Origin of the sequence: Pseudomonas sp. H1h, from assembly GCF_000633255.1 — a bacterium.
Taxonomy (GTDB): Bacteria; Pseudomonadota; Gammaproteobacteria; order Pseudomonadales; family Pseudomonadaceae; genus Aquipseudomonas.
Map to the genome: position 1 here is coordinate 371,308 of NZ_AYMJ01000015.1, position 16,599 is coordinate 387,906.

Annotated in this window: 12 protein-coding genes; all 12 read right to left on the minus strand. The window is 59.6% G+C overall.

The genetic code is table 11. The features are described 5' to 3' along the window. Position 1: 1 nt before the first annotated feature. On the minus strand, positions 2-1,633 hold the full coding sequence (locus U862_RS0113435) for a CTP synthase (RefSeq protein WP_016985083.1): 1,632 nt from the start codon (positions 1,631-1,633) through the stop codon (positions 2-4). A 274-nt stretch (positions 1,634-1,907) separates the two neighbouring features. Next, the gene (gene tilS, locus U862_RS0113445) at positions 1,908-3,224 is read right to left on the minus strand and encodes a tRNA lysidine(34) synthetase TilS (RefSeq protein WP_025110875.1); all 1,317 of its coding nucleotides are present in this window, start codon (positions 3,222-3,224) and stop codon (positions 1,908-1,910) included. 146 nt (positions 3,225-3,370) lie between these two features. Next, positions 3,371-4,318, minus strand: coding sequence for an acetyl-CoA carboxylase carboxyltransferase subunit alpha (locus U862_RS0113450; RefSeq protein WP_025110876.1), 948 nt, complete (start codon positions 4,316-4,318; stop codon positions 3,371-3,373). A gap of 139 nt (positions 4,319-4,457) precedes the next feature. Further along, complete coding sequence (gene dnaE, locus U862_RS0113455; protein WP_025110877.1) at positions 4,458-7,979, minus strand: DNA polymerase III subunit alpha; 3,522 nt, start codon at positions 7,977-7,979, stop codon at positions 4,458-4,460. Between the two features lie 76 nt (positions 7,980-8,055). Beyond that, on the minus strand, positions 8,056-8,682 hold the full coding sequence (gene rnhB / locus U862_RS0113460; protein WP_025110878.1) for a ribonuclease HII: 627 nt from the start codon (positions 8,680-8,682) through the stop codon (positions 8,056-8,058). A gap of 11 nt (positions 8,683-8,693) precedes the next feature. Next, positions 8,694-9,824: a lipid-A-disaccharide synthase gene (gene lpxB / locus U862_RS0113465; RefSeq protein ID WP_025110879.1), complete on the minus strand. Its 1,131-nt coding sequence runs from the start codon at positions 9,822-9,824 to the stop codon at positions 8,694-8,696. Between the two features lie 2 nt (positions 9,825-9,826). Beyond that, positions 9,827-10,603 (minus strand): acyl-ACP--UDP-N-acetylglucosamine O-acyltransferase, encoded by a 777-nt coding sequence (lpxA, locus tag U862_RS0113470; protein ID WP_025110880.1) that lies wholly within the window; start codon positions 10,601-10,603, stop codon positions 9,827-9,829. Continuing rightward, a complete protein-coding gene (gene fabZ / locus U862_RS0113475; protein ID WP_025110881.1) occupies positions 10,600-11,040 on the minus strand; it encodes a 3-hydroxyacyl-ACP dehydratase FabZ in 441 nt (146 codons plus the stop codon). The genes lpxA and fabZ overlap by 4 nt, the downstream gene beginning before the upstream one ends. Before the next feature lie 106 nt (positions 11,041-11,146). Continuing rightward, positions 11,147-12,202: a UDP-3-O-(3-hydroxymyristoyl)glucosamine N-acyltransferase gene (gene lpxD / locus U862_RS0113480; RefSeq protein WP_025110882.1), complete on the minus strand. Its 1,056-nt coding sequence runs from the start codon at positions 12,200-12,202 to the stop codon at positions 11,147-11,149. A gap of 3 nt (positions 12,203-12,205) precedes the next feature. Beyond that, positions 12,206-12,709, minus strand: coding sequence for an OmpH family outer membrane protein (locus tag U862_RS0113485; RefSeq protein WP_003222140.1), 504 nt, complete (start codon positions 12,707-12,709; stop codon positions 12,206-12,208). 45 nt (positions 12,710-12,754) lie between these two features. After that, entirely contained in the window at positions 12,755-15,142 is a 2,388-nt protein-coding gene (gene bamA / locus U862_RS0113490) for an outer membrane protein assembly factor BamA (RefSeq protein ID WP_025110883.1), read from the minus strand. Between the two features lie 74 nt (positions 15,143-15,216). After that, complete coding sequence (gene rseP / locus U862_RS0113495) at positions 15,217-16,569, minus strand: sigma E protease regulator RseP (RefSeq protein ID WP_025110884.1); 1,353 nt, start codon at positions 16,567-16,569, stop codon at positions 15,217-15,219. Between the last annotated feature and the right edge of the window lie 30 nt (positions 16,570-16,599).

The following is a 16,599-nucleotide window of genomic DNA, read 5'->3' on the forward strand; positions in this document are numbered from 1 at the left end:
ATTACGCCTTCTTCTGGTGTTGTGCCAACGCTGCCTTGACGAAACCGCTGAACAGCGGGTGACCGTCACGTGGCGTCGAGGTGAACTCAGGGTGGAACTGGCAAGCGACGAACCATGGATGATCCGCGGCTTCGACCACTTCAACCAGCGCGGCGTCAGCGGAGCGACCGGAGATCTTCAGGCCGGCTTCGATGATTTGTGGCAGCAGGTTGTTGTTCACTTCGTAGCGATGACGGTGACGCTCGACAATCACGTCCTTGCCGTAGCAATCGTGCACCTTGGAGCCGGCTTCAAGCAGGCATTCCTGAGCGCCCAGGCGCATGGTGCCGCCCAGATCGGAGGACTCGGTACGCACTTCAACTGCGCCGGTGGCGTCTTCCCACTCGGTGATCAGACCCACGACCGGGTGACCGCTGGCGCGATCGAACTCGGTGGAGTTAGCGTCTTTCCAGCCCATGACGTTACGAGCGAACTCGATGACCGCCACTTGCATGCCCAGGCAGATACCCAGGTACGGAACCTTGTTTTCGCGAGCGTATTGAACGGCAGTGATCTTGCCTTCAACGCCACGCAGACCAAAACCGCCCGGTACGAGGATCGCGTCGACACCTTCAAGCAGCGCAGTGCCCTGGTTCTCGATGTCTTCGGAATCGATGTAGCGCAGGTTGACCTTGGTACGGTTGCTGATGCCGGCGTGACTCATCGCTTCGATCAGCGACTTGTAAGCGTCCAGCAGCTCCATGTACTTGCCGACCATCGCGATGGTCACTTCGTGTTCCGGGTTCAGCTTGGCGTCAACCACAGCTTCCCACTCGGACAGATCGGCGCTGCCGCACTGCAGGCCGAAACGCTCGACAACAAAATCGTCCAGACCCTGCGAGTGCAGGATGCCCGGGATCTTGTAGATGGTGTCGGCGTCTTCCAGCGCGATCACCGCACGTTCTTCAACGTTGGTGAACTGCGCGATCTTGCGACGCGACGAGACGTCGATCGGGTGATCGGAACGGCACACCAGCACGTCTGGCTGCAGACCGATCGAACGCAGCTCTTTTACCGAGTGCTGAGTCGGCTTGGTCTTGGTCTCGCCGGCGGTGGCGATGTACGGAACCAGCGTCAGGTGCATCAGCATCGCGCGCTTGGCGCCGACTTCGAAACGCAGTTGACGGATGGCTTCGAGGAACGGTTGCGACTCGATGTCACCGACGGTGCCACCGATTTCGACCATGGCCACGTCAGCGTCGCCAGCACCCTTGATGATGCGGCGCTTGATTTCGTCTGTGATGTGCGGAATCACCTGGATGGTTGCACCCAGGTAGTCACCACGGCGCTCTTTGCGCAGCACGTGTTCGTAGACACGGCCAGTGGTGAAGTTGTTGTTCTGGGTCATGGTCGTGCGGATGAACCGCTCGTAGTGGCCCAGGTCCAGGTCGGTTTCGGCGCCGTCGTGGGTGACGAACACTTCACCGTGCTGGAACGGGCTCATGGTGCCCGGGTCGACGTTGATGTACGGATCCAGCTTAAGCATGGTGACCTTAAGCCCCCGCGCCTCCAGGATGGCCGCCAATGAAGCCGAGGCAATGCCTTTCCCCAATGAAGAAACAACACCGCCCGTGACGAATATGTAGCGCGTCATGAAAAACCCTAGAAGTCTGCGTTAAAGCGGTACGAGCCGCCGGGGAAAGCGAAGGAAGGCCGAAGCCCCCGATCACCTGCATTAATCACAGTGCACCTTTCAAAAAAACCGCCGCGTTGGGACAGACCGGCAGATAAAACACCGGTACGTTGCTCGCTACACATTTTTTGGAATCGCCCAGCAAAGACTGCTTGGTAATCGGCAACTCCTGCAATTCAGGCGAATCCACAGAAGTTGTATCAAGAAGGGAGCGTAGTCTACCGGAATGCTCCTTTCAGCTCAAACCTTGATCTTCGTCTGTTGCCTGCCAATGCAATTTCCAGCCGTCCTGCACATTGCCATCAAGACCCGGCAGGTTCGCCACCGCGAGCAATTCTTCGCCGCAAAACAGCAGCGGCAATCTGCCACGGACAAAGGCCGGGACCGCGCGCTCATTGAGCAGGCGCTTGAGATCGCGGTGGCCGCGCTCCGCCAGATGCATGACTTCGCCGCCCTGCCGATAGCGAATCTGCAACGGCCCGATGGGAGTCTGCCCGCTGAACATGACACGCCCGTTATTCGGCAAATGGAGTGGCGTCGACGGATCAGGCCACTCAACGCTGACCGCTGGCGCGAGCAGCCAGTCGCCACTCAGCCACCATATCCGGCCGGCGCTGCGATGCAGCTCGCCATCGGCCAGACGCCACACGGGGGAAGCATCATTGGCCGCGTCGCAAAGAGTGGCCCAACCCGACCAGTGGTCAGTGTCCGGCAGTCGGGTCAACGGTGCGAGCCAATGGCTGAGCGCGTTGCGCTGACGAGCGGCGGACAATGTTGTCAGTGGCGCCAGTGCCAGCGACGGCAGGCCAAGCCATTGAAATTCACTCGGCAAAGCAGCTTGTGCCAGATCGATCTGCGCCAGCTCATAGAGCAAACCTTGCGCCTCACGCAGATGCGCTGCGCTGCGGGCCATGCTCGCCTGCGCCTGCGGCCAGCGTTCGGTCAGCGCCGGCATGACCTGATGGCGCAGGTAATTGCGCGAGAACTGCCGATTCTGGTTTGACGGGTCTTCGATCCAGCGCAACTGATGCCGCCGGGCGTACACCTCGAGCTCCGCACGCGTGACGTCGAGCAATGGCCGCACCAGCGTGCCCTGCCCCAGCGGTCGCTGCGCCGGCATCGCCGAGAGCCCGCGAACGCCGGCACCGCGCATCAGGCGAAACAACAGGGTTTCGGCCTGATCATCGCGGTGCTGCCCGGTCAGCAGCACGTCACCCGCCTCGGTCAGCGAGGTGAACGCCGCATAACGCGCCTCCCGCGCCGCCCGCTCAAGACTGGCACCGGGTTGCACCGTCACCCGAACGACCTGCAAAGGAACGCCCAGCACATCGCAGACCGACTGACAATGCTGCGGCCATGCATCAGCCGCAGCCTGGAGGCCGTGATGGATATGAACAGCGCTGAGCGCCGGCAGGGGATGGTGTTGGGCGAGATTGGCAAGCAGATGCAGCAGGACGGTAGAGTCCAGGCCACCGGAGAAAGCCACGCGCCAAGTCCTGGCATTGCGCCAGGCTGCAAGGTTCAGCAGAAGCCGGGAAGACAGATCACTCACAGACTGGCCTCTATCTCACTCTTTGCCCAAATCAAATGTGGGAGCGGGCTTGCTCGCGAAGGCGTTTCAACATTCAACACATCTGTCGACTGTTATACCGCTTTCGCGAGCAAGCCCGCTCCCACATTGGGTATTGCGTGTTTCGGTTAGAGACCGTAGCTCATCAGTCGATCGTAACGGCGCTTGAGCAGCGCTTCGTTGTCGAACTTCTGCAGCATCGCCAGTTGCGAGCTCAGCTCGGCGCGGATCGAGGCAGCGGCAGCGGCCGGATCACGGTGGGCGCCGCCCAATGGCTCGCCGATCACCTTGTCGACGATGCCCAGGCCTTTCAGGCGCTCGGCAGTAATGCCCATCGCTTCAGCAGCGTCTGGCGCTTTCTCGGCGGTTTTCCACAGAATCGAAGCGCAACCTTCCGGCGAAATCACCGCGTAGGTCGAGTACTGCAGCATGTTCAGCTGATCGCAGACACCGATGGCCAGTGCGCCGCCAGAACCACCCTCACCGATAACGGTGGCGATGATCGGGGTTTTCAGGCGCGACATCACGCGCAGGTTCCAGGCAATTGCTTCGCTCTGGTTACGCTCTTCGGCGTCGATGCCAGGGTATGCACCCGGGGTGTCGATGAAGGTCAGGATCGGCATTTTGAAACGCTCGGCCATCTCCATCAAACGGCAGGCCTTGCGGTAGCCTTCCGGACGCGGCATGCCGAAGTTGCGGCGCACCTTCTCACGGACTTCACGGCCCTTCTGGTGACCGATGATCATCACCGGCTGATCTTCCAGACGGGCGATACCACCAACGATTGCCGCGTCGTCAGAGAAGTGACGATCGCCGTGCAGTTCGTCGAACTCGGTGAAGATGTGCTCGATGTAGTCGAGGGTGTACGGGCGTTTCGGGTGACGCGCCAGGCGAGCGATCTGCCAGCTGGTCAGCTTGCCGAAGATGTCTTCGGTCAGCGTGCGGCTCTTGTCCTGCAGGCGGGAGATCTCATCGCCGATATTCAGCGAATTGTCATTACCGACCAAGCGCAACTCTTCGATCTTGGCTTGCAGGTCGGCGATCGGCTGTTCGAAATCTAGAAAATTCGGGTTCATAGGCGTCCGTCTTGGGTCGTGTCCCAAGTGAGCTTGGGCCGGCCGGTTGTCTATTCGCGCCCTACCTTAAGGGAGAGGCGCGCTGAGGTCGAGATTAAAAATTCAGGTTGTGGGCAAGCGCAATGATGGCACTTGCCGGTCAACGGTATTGGAGGAAGACGTTGTCTCGCCCGAACTCGTCACGCAGGGCTTGAATCAACGCATCCGCTGGATCGATTCGCCAGGTCTCGCCGAACTGCAGCAAGGTCTTCGCATCGGGGCTGGTGTACTCCATGGTGATCGGGCACGCCCCGCGATGACGCTTGAGCAGCTCACCCAACCAGCGTAGCTGATCGCCTTTCAAGTCCTGAGTCTGCAGTTTCAGGCGCAGACTTTCGGCAAGGTTGGTGCGCGCATCTTCCATGCTCATCACCCGTTTGACCCGCAGCCGCAGGCCGCCGGAGAAGTCGTCGTTGCTGACCTCGCCTTCGACCACCACCATCGCGTCGGTCTGCAACAGCGATTGCGCAGAGTGGAACGCATCGGCAAACAGCGACGCTTCGATGCGCCCCGAGCGGTCGTCGAGGGTGATGAAACCCATCTTGTCGCCCTTTTTGTTCTTCATCACCCGCAGGGCAATGATCATCCCGGCAACCGTCTGGGTATCGCGAGCCGGTTTCAGGTCGATGATGCGCTGACGGGCGAAACGGCGAATCTCGCCTTCGTATTCGTCGATCGGGTGACCGGTCAGGTACAGGCCCAGGGTGTCTTTTTCACCCTTGAGACGTTCCTTGAGCGTCAGCTCCTTGGCCTTGCGATGCGTCGCGTAGACGTCGGCATCTTCCTCGACGAACAGCCCGCCGAACAGGTCGGCATGACCGCTGTCATGGGTGCGGGCAGTCTGTTCCGCGGCCTTGATCGCCTCTTCCATCGCCGCCAGCAGCACGGCGCGGTTGCGGTCGATGTTGGCCTGATAAGCCTTCTGCTCATCGTGGAAGTACGGGCCGAGGCGATCCAGCGCGCCGCTGCGGATCAGACCGTCCAGCGTACGCTTGTTGATGCGCTTGAGGTCAACCCGGGCGCAGAAGTCGAATAGATCCTTGAACGGACCGGCCTGACGCGCCTCGGTGATTGCTTCCACCGGGCCTTCGCCGACGCCCTTGATCGCGCCGAGGCCGTACACGATGCGGCCGTCGTCGTTCACCGTGAACTTGAACTCCGAGGTGTTCACGTCCGGCGCGTCGAGGCGCAGCTTCATCGTGCGCACTTCCTCGATCAAGGTCACGACCTTGTCGGTGTTGTGCATATCCGCCGAGAGCACCGCCGCCATGAACGGCGCCGGGTAGTGAGCCTTCAGCCAGGCGGTCTGGTACGACACCAGGCCGTAGGCGGCGGAGTGGGATTTGTTGAAGCCGTAACCCGCGAATTTCTCTACCAGGTCGAAAATGTTGCCCGCGAGGTCGGCGTCGATATTGTTGGTCGCGCAACCTTCAATGAAACCGCCGCGCTGCTTGGCCATTTCCTCGGGTTTCTTTTTACCCATGGCTCGACGCAGCATGTCCGCACCGCCGAGGGTGTAACCGGCCATGACCTGGGCAATCTGCATCACCTGTTCCTGATACAGGATGATGCCGTACGTTGGCGCCAGTACCGGCTTGAGGCCTTCGTACTGGTAGTCGGAGTGCGGGTACGCCAGTTCGGCGCGACCGTGCTTACGGTTGATGAAGTCATCCACCATGCCGGACTGCAACGGGCCCGGACGGAACAGCGCCACCAGTGCGATCAAGTCTTCCAGGCAGTCGGGCTTGAGCTTTTTGATCAGCTCCTTCATGCCGCGCGACTCAAGCTGGAACACCGCGGTGGTCTCGGCTTTCTGTAGCAGGCTGTACGTCGGCTTGTCGTCGAGCGGGATAAACGCGATGTCCAGCGGCGCTTCGCCGACCTTGGCGCGGTCGCGGTTGATCGTCTTCAGCGCCCAGTCGATGATCGTCAGGGTCCGCAGGCCGAGGAAGTCGAACTTCACCAGACCGGCGGCCTCCACGTCGTCCTTGTCGAACTGGGTTACCAGGCCGTCACCGGCCTCGTCGCAATAGATCGGCGAGAAGTCAGTCAGCTTGGTCGGCGCGATAACCACGCCACCAGCGTGCTTGCCGACGTTACGCACCACGCCCTCGAGCTTGCGCGCCATCTCCCAGATTTCTGCCGCTTCCTCATCGACCTTGATGAAGTCACGCAGGATTTCTTCCTGCTCGTAGGCTTTTTCCAGGGTCATGCCGACTTCGAACGGAATCATCTTCGACAGACGATCCGCCAGGCCATAAGACTTGCCCTGCACCCGCGCCACGTCACGCACTACAGCCTTGGCGGCCATGGAACCGAAAGTGATGATCTGGCTTACCGCGTTGCGCCCGTATTTCTCGGCCACATAGTCGATCACCCGGTCACGACCGTCCATGCAGAAGTCAACGTCGAAGTCGGGCATCGATACCCGTTCCGGGTTAAGGAAACGTTCGAACAGCAGGTCGTATTCCAGCGGATCGAGGTCGGTGATCTTCTGCACATAAGCCACCAGCGAGCCGGCACCCGACCCCCGGCCAGGCCCCACCGGCACGCCGTTGTTCTTGGCCCACTGGATAAAGTCCATCACGATCAGGAAGTAACCGGGGAAGCCCATCTGGATGATGATATCCAGCTCGAAATTCAGCCGGTCGACGTAGACCTGACGCTTGGCTTCGTAGTCTTCGGTGGTGTCCTTGGGCAGCAGCACCGAAAGTCGTTCTTCGAGACCTTCGAAAGACACTTTGCGAAAGTATTCGTCGATGGTCATGCCATCGGGAATCGGGAAGTTGGGCAGGAAGTGCGTGCCCAGCTTCACTTCAATGTTGCAGCGCTTGGCAATCTCGACGGTGTTCTCGATCGCGTCGGGAATGTCGCTGAACAGCTCGGCCATTTCCTCGGCGCTTTTGAGGTATTGCTGGTCGCTGTAATTCTTCGAGCGCCGCGGATCGTCGAGGGCACGGCCCTCACCGATGCACACGCGGGTTTCGTGGGCAGCGAAGTCCTCCTGCTTGATGAAGCGCACATCGTTGGTCGCCACCAGCGGCGCGCCAAGCTTGTCAGCCAGGGCCACAGCGCCGTGCAACTGCTCTTCATCGTTAGGGCGATTGGTGCGCTGGATTTCCAGGTAGAAACGATCCGGGAACACCGCCATCCATTCACGTGCAAGCGCTTCGGCCTCGGCCGGGTTGCCACCAATCATGGCCATGCCGATCTCGCCTTCTTTGGCGGCGGACAGCATGATCAGGCCTTCGTTGGCCTCGGCGACCCATTCGCGCTCGATGATGATCATGCCGTTGCGTTGACCGTCGATGAAGCCGCGCGAGATCAACTCGGTAAGGTTGCGATAGCCCTTGGCGTTCATCACCAACAGGCTGATCCGGCTCAGCGGCGCGTCCGGATCCTTGTTCGACAGCCACAGGTCGGCGCCGCAGATCGGCTTGATGCCTGCGCCCATGGTGTTTTTATAGAATTTGACCAGAGAACACATGTTGTTCTGATCAGTGACCGCCACGGCCGGCATGTTCATGCCGGTCAGCGCCTTGACCAGTGGCTTGATCCGCACCAGCCCGTCGACCAGGGAGTATTCAGTGTGCAGGCGTAGATGAACGAATGAAGCCGGCATAGTGATCCTGTCCAGTTACATAGAGACAACAAGGCCCGGATTGTACCGGGCCTCGAACAAAACATCAGCCTTGCGACTAAACCTGCGTCAGGCCTTCGAGCGCCTCATAAGCCTGACGCACCGGGGCGAACGAGCGCCGGTGAATCGGTGTCGGCCCCAACCGTGCCAGCGCTTCCAGATGAACGGGCGTCGGGTAGCCTTTATGGCCGCCGATACCGTAGCCCGGGTAGATCAATTCGAACGCGGCCATTTCACGGTCGCGACTGACCTTGGCCAGGATCGACGCGGCAGCGATGGCCGGCACCTTGCCGTCGCCCTGCACCACCGCTTCGGCGCGCATCGGCAGTTTCGGGCAGCGGTTGCCGTCGATCATCGCCAGTTTCGGCTGCACATGCAGCCCGGCCACCGCGCGCTGCATGGCGAGCATGGTCGCGTGCAGAATGTTCAGCTCGTCGATTTCCTCGACTTCGGCGCGGGCAATGCACCAGCTCAGGGACTTCTCGATAATCTCGTCGTAGAGCTTCTCGCGCCTGGCTTCGGTAAGTTTCTTCGAGTCATTGAGTCCGAGAATCGGTCGGTTCGGATCAAGAATCACCGCCGCCGTTACTACCGCACCGCACAACGGGCCACGACCGACTTCATCGACACCAGCCACCAGTTCTTCAACTTCGGCGACCAGGGTGAAATCCAGGCCCATCTGCATATCTTTCTTGCTCATCGTGATTGACCGATCAGGTTGAGGACGGCGTCCGCCGCCTGATTGGAAGCGTCCAGCCGCAGCGTGCGGTGAATCTCGTCGAAGCCGCGGGTCTGCTCTTCACCGCCTTCGATCAGCGGCGACAGGGTCTGCGCCAGGGCCTCGACCGTCGCATCATCCTGCAACAATTCCGGCACCAGCAAACGCTGGGCCAGCAGGTTCGGCAAGGACACGTATGGACTCTTGACCATGCGCTTGAGAATCCAGAACGTCAGCGGCGCCAGACGATAGGCGACGACCATCGGCCGCTTGTACAGCAACGCTTCAAGCGTGGCCGTGCCGGAAGCAATCAACACCGCGTTGCACGCCGCCAGGGCCAGATGGGATTTGCCGTCGAGCAGGGTTACCGGCAAGTCACGACCGGCGAGCAGTTCCTCGAGCTGAGCACGACGCTCGGCATTGGCGCACGGTATGACAAACCGCAGCCCCGGACGCATGGCCTGCAGACGTTCGGCCGTATCAAGGAACAATGCGCCCAGTCGGCCAACTTCGCCGCCGCGACTGCCGGGCATCAATGCAACCAGCGGACCGTCGGGCAAGCCCAGTTCGGCACGCGCAGCGGCGCGATCAGCCTGCAGCGGAATGGTATCGGCCAGCGTGTGACCGACGAACCGTACCGGCACGCCTTTCTCTTCGTAGAATTTTGCTTCGAACGGCAACAGCGTCAGCATCAGGTCGCAGCCTTCGCGAATCTTCAGCACGCGCTTCTGTCGCCACGCCCACACCGACGGGCTGACGTAGTGCACGGTCTTGATACCGGCCTGCCGCAGCTTGAGTTCGATATTGAGATTGAAATCCGGGGCGTCGATGCCGATGAACACATCCGGTTTCTCGGCAATCAACGTGGCGATCAGGTCCTTGCGGCGCTTGAGCAACTCGCGCAGCCGCCCGAGCACTTCCACCAGCCCCATGACCGACAAACGCTCCATGGGGAAGTAGGAGGTCAGTCCTTCGGCCTGCATCAACGGACCGCCGACACCGATGAACTCGACTGCCGGGTGACGCGCCTTGAGGGCGCGCATCAGACCGGCGCCCAAAATATCGCCGGAAGCTTCGCCCGCCACCAGTGCAATACGCAAATTGGCCATGATCAGCGGGTGATGCCGCGAGTCGACGACTGAATCGAGTCACGAAACAGCGCGACTTCCGGGAACTGTGCAGCCGGTTCGGCCAGCTCGGAAAGCGCCTGTTCCACGGTCAGCCCTTGGCGGTACACGGTTTTGTAAGCGCGACGCAGGGCGTGAATGGCGTCTTCACTGAAACCGCGGCGGCGCATGCCTTCGAAGTTCATGCTGCGCGCTTCAGCCGGGTTGCCGAATACGGTCACGAACGCCGGAACGTCCTTGCCGATGGCGGTGCCCATGCCGGAAAAGCTGTGGGCGCCGATGTGGCAATACTGATGAACCAGGGTGAACCCGGAAAGGATCGCCCAGTCGTCGACATGTACATGTCCGGCCAACGCCGTGTTGTTGACCAGAATGCAGTTGTTGCCGATCACACTGTCGTGACCGATGTGGGCATAGGCCATGATCAGGTTGTGGTCGCCCAGCGTAGTTTCGGAGCGATCCTGGACAGTGCCACGGTGAATGGTCACGCCTTCGCGGATGACATTGTGGTCACCAATCACCAGACGGGTTTCTTCACCTTTGTATTTCAGATCGGGCGTGTCTTCGCCTACCGAGGAAAACTGGTAGATGCGATTGTGCTTGCCGATCCGGGTCGGGCCTTTGAGGACCACATGCGGTCCGATCACGGTACCCTCGCCGATTTCCACACCTGCGCCGATGATCGACCACGGGCCGACCTCGACGCCGTCAGCCAGAACGGCCGACGGATCGATGATTGCGCGAGGGTCAATCAAACTCATAGCTTGCGTTCCGCGCAGATGATTTCTGCCGAGCAGACCGGCTTGCCATCGACCGAAGCCTGGCACTCGAACTTCCAGATCTGACGCTTGCAACTGATGAACCTGGCTTCAAGAATCAGCTGGTCACCGGGCAATACAGGCTGGCGGAAACGCAGCTTGTCGGAACCGACGAAGTAATAAAGCGTGCCGTCGGCAGGCTTCACATCGAGCATTTTGAAACCGAGGATCCCGGCAGCCTGAGCCATCGCTTCGATGATCAGCACGCCCGGCATGATTGGATGTGCCGGAAAGTGGCCATTGAAGAACGGCTCGTTGATGCTGACATTCTTGTAGGCGCGAATGCGCTTGCCTTCAGTGTCCAGTTCCACCACCCGGTCCACCAGCAGGAACGGGTAACGGTGAGGCAGGTATTCGCGAATCTCGTTGATGTCCATCATTTCGGGGGGAAGCCTATGTAAAGATTGGGAGCGCGACTGACGCGCACTCCTCTAGCAAATCAAGGAGGCAGTCTAGAGGCTGTGCACACTTGATATGGAAATGGTATCAGCCATCAGATGAAGCATTGCCGCTGGGGGTCACTTCCCCAACGCGCTTTTCCAGCTGTTTCAAACGTCGCGCGAGGTCATCGAGCTGACGGATGCGGGCCGCGCTTTTGCGCCATTCGGCCGCCGGTTGCATGGCTGTGCCGGAAGAATAGGCACCCGGCTCGGTAATCGAGTGGGTCACCATGGTCATCCCGGTGAGGAAAACGTTGTCGCAAATATCAATGTGGCCCACCAGACCGACACCGCCAGCGAGCATGCAGTGCTTGCCGATTTTGGTGCTGCCGGAGATCCCGACACACGCAGCCATCGCGGTGTGATCACCGACCTGAACGTTGTGCGCGATCTGAATCTGGTTGTCGAGCTTCACGCCATTGCCGATCACGGTATCGGCCAAGGCGCCACGGTCAATGGCGGTATTCACGCCAATCTCCACATCGTCGCCGATGGTGACGCCACCAATCTGGGCGATTTTCTGCCAGATACCTTTTTCGTTGGCAAAGCCGAAGCCTTCGCCGCCGAGCACGGCACCGGACTGGATCACCACACGCTTGCCGATACGCACGTCGTGGTACAGCGTCACCCGCGGAGCGAGCCAGCCGCCCTCACCGATTTCACTGCGGGCACCGATGACGCAATGTGCGCCCAAGGTAACCTGCGCACCGATACGCGCGCCGGCCTCAATCACCACGAACGGGCCGATGCTGGCGCTTGGATCAACCACCGCATCCGGCGCAATCACTGCTGTGTGATGAACACCCGCAGTAGCTTTTGGCTTGGGATCGAACAGGTGCGAGATGCGTGCGTAAGCCAGGTAAGGGTCCGGCACCACCAGCGCATTGCCGGCAAAACCGTCGGCATCGGCCTCTTTGAGCAACAGCGCAGCCGCCTGGGAACTCGCCAGGTATTTGCGATATTGAGGATTTGCCAGAAAGCTCAACTGAGCTGGGCCAGCCTCCTGCAAGGTGGCTAGCCCAGTAATTTGCGTCTCGGGGTCGCCACGCAGGGTGGCGCCGAGGAACTCGGCCAACTGGCCGAGCTTGATAGTCACGGTCATGGGTTACTTCAGCTGATTCATGCGCTCGATAACCTGGCGCGTGATGTCGTACTGAGGTTTGACATCGATCACTGCGCCACGCTCGAACACCAGGTCAAAACCACCTTTCTTGATGACTTCTTCCACTGCGCTATCCAGTTTCGGCTTCAGTTGCTTGAGCATTTCGCGGTCGGCAACAGCCTTGGCTTCGTTGAGCTCCTTGGACTGGAACTGGAAGTCACGAGCCTTTTGCTTGAATTCAAGCTCCAGACGCTCGCGCTCACCCTGCTGCATTTTGTCGCCACCGGCCATCAGACGATCCTGAATGCCTTTGGCGCTGCTTTCCAGCGTCTTGAGCTTGGTCAGTTGCGGGCCGAACTTCTTCTCGGCATCCACGGCGTACTTCTTGGCCGCGTCGGACTCCAGCAGCGCCATCTGATAGTTCAGAACAGCGATTTTCATGTCGGCGAACGCCGGGCCTGCCACCAGTACGGAGGCCAGGAGAACCAATTGAGTCAACTTACGCACGATGCACTCCTACAAAATCCATTGTCGTTATCTTGGGTCAGACGCTTAGAACGTCTGGCCGAGGGAGAATTGGAACACTTGAGTTTCAGCGTTATCCGGTTTCTTGATCGGTGTGGCCAACGCGAAGCTCAAAGGTCCCAGTGCGGTTACCCAGGTCACGCCAACACCGACGGAACTGGCCATGTTGCTCAGGCTGATGTCGTTGCATTGAGTGTTGGCCTTTGTACCGTCAGCGTTGCTGGTCGACTTGCAGGTCGAATCGAACACGTTACCGACGTCCCAGAATACCGAGGTACGCAGGGAGCGCTGATCTTTCACGAACGGCAGCGGGAACAGGACTTCAACACCACCCTGGATCAATACGTTGCCACCGAACGGCAGCGGATCCTGGTCCGGGTCGGCGATGGTGCCTACGTTACCAGTCTTGTCGAAACCGCGACTTGGGGTACTGCGAGGACCCAGAGTACTGTCCTTGAAGCCGCGAACCGAGTTGAAACCACCAGCATAGTAGTTTTCATAGAACGGCAAGCCATCGGTCGAACCATAACCGTCGCCATAACCCAGCTCGGTGTGCAGACGCAGGGTGTAGTTTTCGGTGATTGGCTGGAACAACTGACCACGGTAGTCGAGTTTGTAGAACGACAGGTCGCTGCCTGGAATCGTGGTTTCCAGCGTCAGGCTCTGGGAACGGCCACGGGTCGGCAATACGCCCTTGTTCAGGGTCGATTCGGACCAGCCGGCCGAAGCCTTGAAGTTCAGGTAGTTGTCGCCTTCCTTGTTAACGAAGTCGAAAATCTCGTCAACGGTGTACTGGCCGGTCTTGATCTTGTCCTGTTGAGCGGACAGACCGAAGGTCAGACGCGAAGTCTCGCTGATCGGGTAGCCAACGTTCACGCCGGCACCCAGGCTGTCTACCGCATAGCTTGCTACGTCGACGTCGAGGTCTTTGTAATCGGTGGTGCGATAGAACGCGTTGTAACCCAGACTCACGCCATCGGCGGTCCAGTACGGGTCAACGTAGCCGAAGTTGTAGCGGCTCTGGTATTCGCTGCGGGTCAGGCCGACGCTGACACGGTTACCGGTACCGAGGAAGTTGTTCTGGGTGATCGAACCACCGAGGATCAGACCGGCACTCTGGGCGAAACCGACACTGGCGGTGATCGAACCGGAAGCCTGTTCTTCAACGGCGTAGTTCACGTCAACCTGGTCGTCGACGCCCGGAACAGCCGGCGTTTCAACGTTCACTTCCTTGAAGAAGCCCAGACGCTCAAGACGGGTCTTGGACTGGTCGATCAGGTAGGTCGAAGCCCAGCCACCTTCCATCTGACGCATTTCACGACGCAGCACTTCGTCTTCGGACTTGGTGTTGCCACGGAAGTTGATACGGTTGACGTAGGCGCGCTTGCCCGGATCGACAGCGAACAGGATGTCCACGGTGTGATCGTCATCATGCGGCTGAGGCACACCGTTGACGTTGGCGAAGGTGTAACCCTCGTTACCCAGGCGACGGGTGATCAGTTCGGACGTGGTGGTCATCAGCTTGCGCGAGAACACCTGGCCTTTCTGCACCAGCAACAGGGACTTGACCTGGTCCTCAGGGACTTTCAGGTCACCGCTGAGCTTGACGTCACGTACGGTGTACTTCTCGCCTTCGGTGATGTTGACGGTGATGTAGACGTGCTTCTTGTCCGGGGTGATGGACACCTGGGTCGAAGCGATGTCCATGTTGATGTAGCCACGGTCCAGGTAGTAGGAACGCAGACGCTCCAGGTCACCGGAGAGTTTTTCGCGGGCGTACTTGTCATCGTTCTTGAAGAACGACAGCCAGTTGGTGGTTTTCAGCTCGAACAGGTCGATCAGATCGTCATCAGGGAAGACCGTGTTACCCACCACGTTGATGTGCTGGATTGCAGCCACGGTGCCTTCGTTGATCTTCACTTTCAGCGCAACGCGGTTACGCGGCTGCGAAACCACTTCGGTATCGACCGTAGCCGAGTAACGGCCCTGGGCAACGTACTGGCGTTGCAGCTCGTTACGAACACCTTCGAGGGTGGCGCGCTGGAAGATTTCACCTTCGGACAGACCGGACTGCTTGAGGCCCTTCATCAGGTCTTCGGTGGAGATCGCCTTGTTGCCTTCGATCTCGATACTGGCGACGGACGGACGTTCGACGACCGTAATCACCAGAACGTTGCCTTCGCGGCCCAGCTGGATATCTTGAAAGAAACCGGTTTTGAACAACGCACGAGTGGATTCCACCAGGCGACGATCATCCGCCTGCTCGCCGACGTTCAACGGCAAGGCACCAAAGACGCTACCCGCGGAGACCCGCTGGAGGCCATTGACGCGAATATCAGAGATAGTGAAGGACTCGGCGTGAACTTCGGCGATCATCAATACGGTGAGAACCGCAGTTAGCAGCAGACGTTTCATGAAGTCCTTTCTTATTCCAACTGGCAATAAACAAACTGCCGCAAAATGCGGCAGATTCGCAATTCAGCGAAGCTTTACAGTCGACCCAGATCATTGACCAGAGCAAGCAACATCACTCCGACCACCAAACTGATACCGATCTGCACCCCCCAACCTTGCACCCGATCCGACAAGGGACGACCACGCGCCCACTCAATCAGATAAAACAACAAATGCCCCCCATCCAGTACAGGAATGGGCAGCAAATTCAGAACTCCCAGGCTAATACTCAGATAAGCAAGGAAATTCAGGAAATCAGCGACGCCCGACTGGGCAGAAGCGCCCGCCACTTTAGCAATGGTTATCGGTCCACTCAAGTTTTTTACCGAGAGCTCGCCGAACAGCATTTTCTTCAGTGAGTCCAGCGTCAGAACGCTCATGGTCCAGGTACGACGGGCGCCCTCGCCAATCGCGGCCAACGGACCATAACTGACCTCGCGGATCATTTCCGGCGGCCAGTCTACGGCTTTTACACCTGCACCGAGATAACCGCTCGGCGACTTGCTTTCGCCGCGTGCCGCCAGGGTCACCGGGATGTCGATTTGAGCACCGTCGCGCTCGATACGCAGCATGATTTTGGTATCAGGACGCGTACGAACGGTATCCACCACTTGCTGCCAGTCACCCAGCGCCTGGCCGTCGAGCGAAAGCAGGCGGTCACCGGTTTTCAGACCGGCGGCTTGCGCCGGACCTTTTGGATCGAGTTCAGCCAGCACCGGCGGCAACGCCGGACGCCACGGGCGAATACCCAGCGAGCGAATCGGATCGGGCTCGTCGGCCCCTTTGAGCCAATGATCCAAAGCCAGCTCACGCGGCGTGTCCACGCTAGAGCCCTGCTCGCGCACGAGCAATTGCAGGGAACCGCTTTCCCCAAGTCGACGAACCAACTGCAGATTGACCGCCGCCCAACCGGAGGTCGGCTCGCCATCGATGGCGACGATTTCCTGACCAGCGCTCAAGCCGGCCTTGGCCGCGAGACTGCCGGACTCGACTGCACCAATGACCGGGCGGATCTGCTCGCTGCCGAGCATGGCCAGCACCCAGAAGAACACCAGGGCCAGCAGGAAGTTGGCAATCGGCCCCGCCGCGACAATGGCGATACGCTGGCGAACCGATTTGCGATTGAAGGACTGATGAAGCTGATCGGCCGGCACTTCGCCTTCACGCTCATCGAGCATCTTGACGTAGCCGCCCAGCGGAATCGCAGCAACGACAAACTCAGTGCCCTGCTTGTCGTGCCAGCGCAACAGGGGCATGCCGAAGCCCACGGAAAAACGCAGAACCTTGACGCCACAGCGACGCGCGACCCAGAAGTGGCCGAATTCGTGAAAGGTGACCAGCACACCCAAAGCGATCAGGGTGCCGGCAATCATATAGAGCGCGCTCATCTACTTTCTCCGCAATCCTGTTCAGTGTCG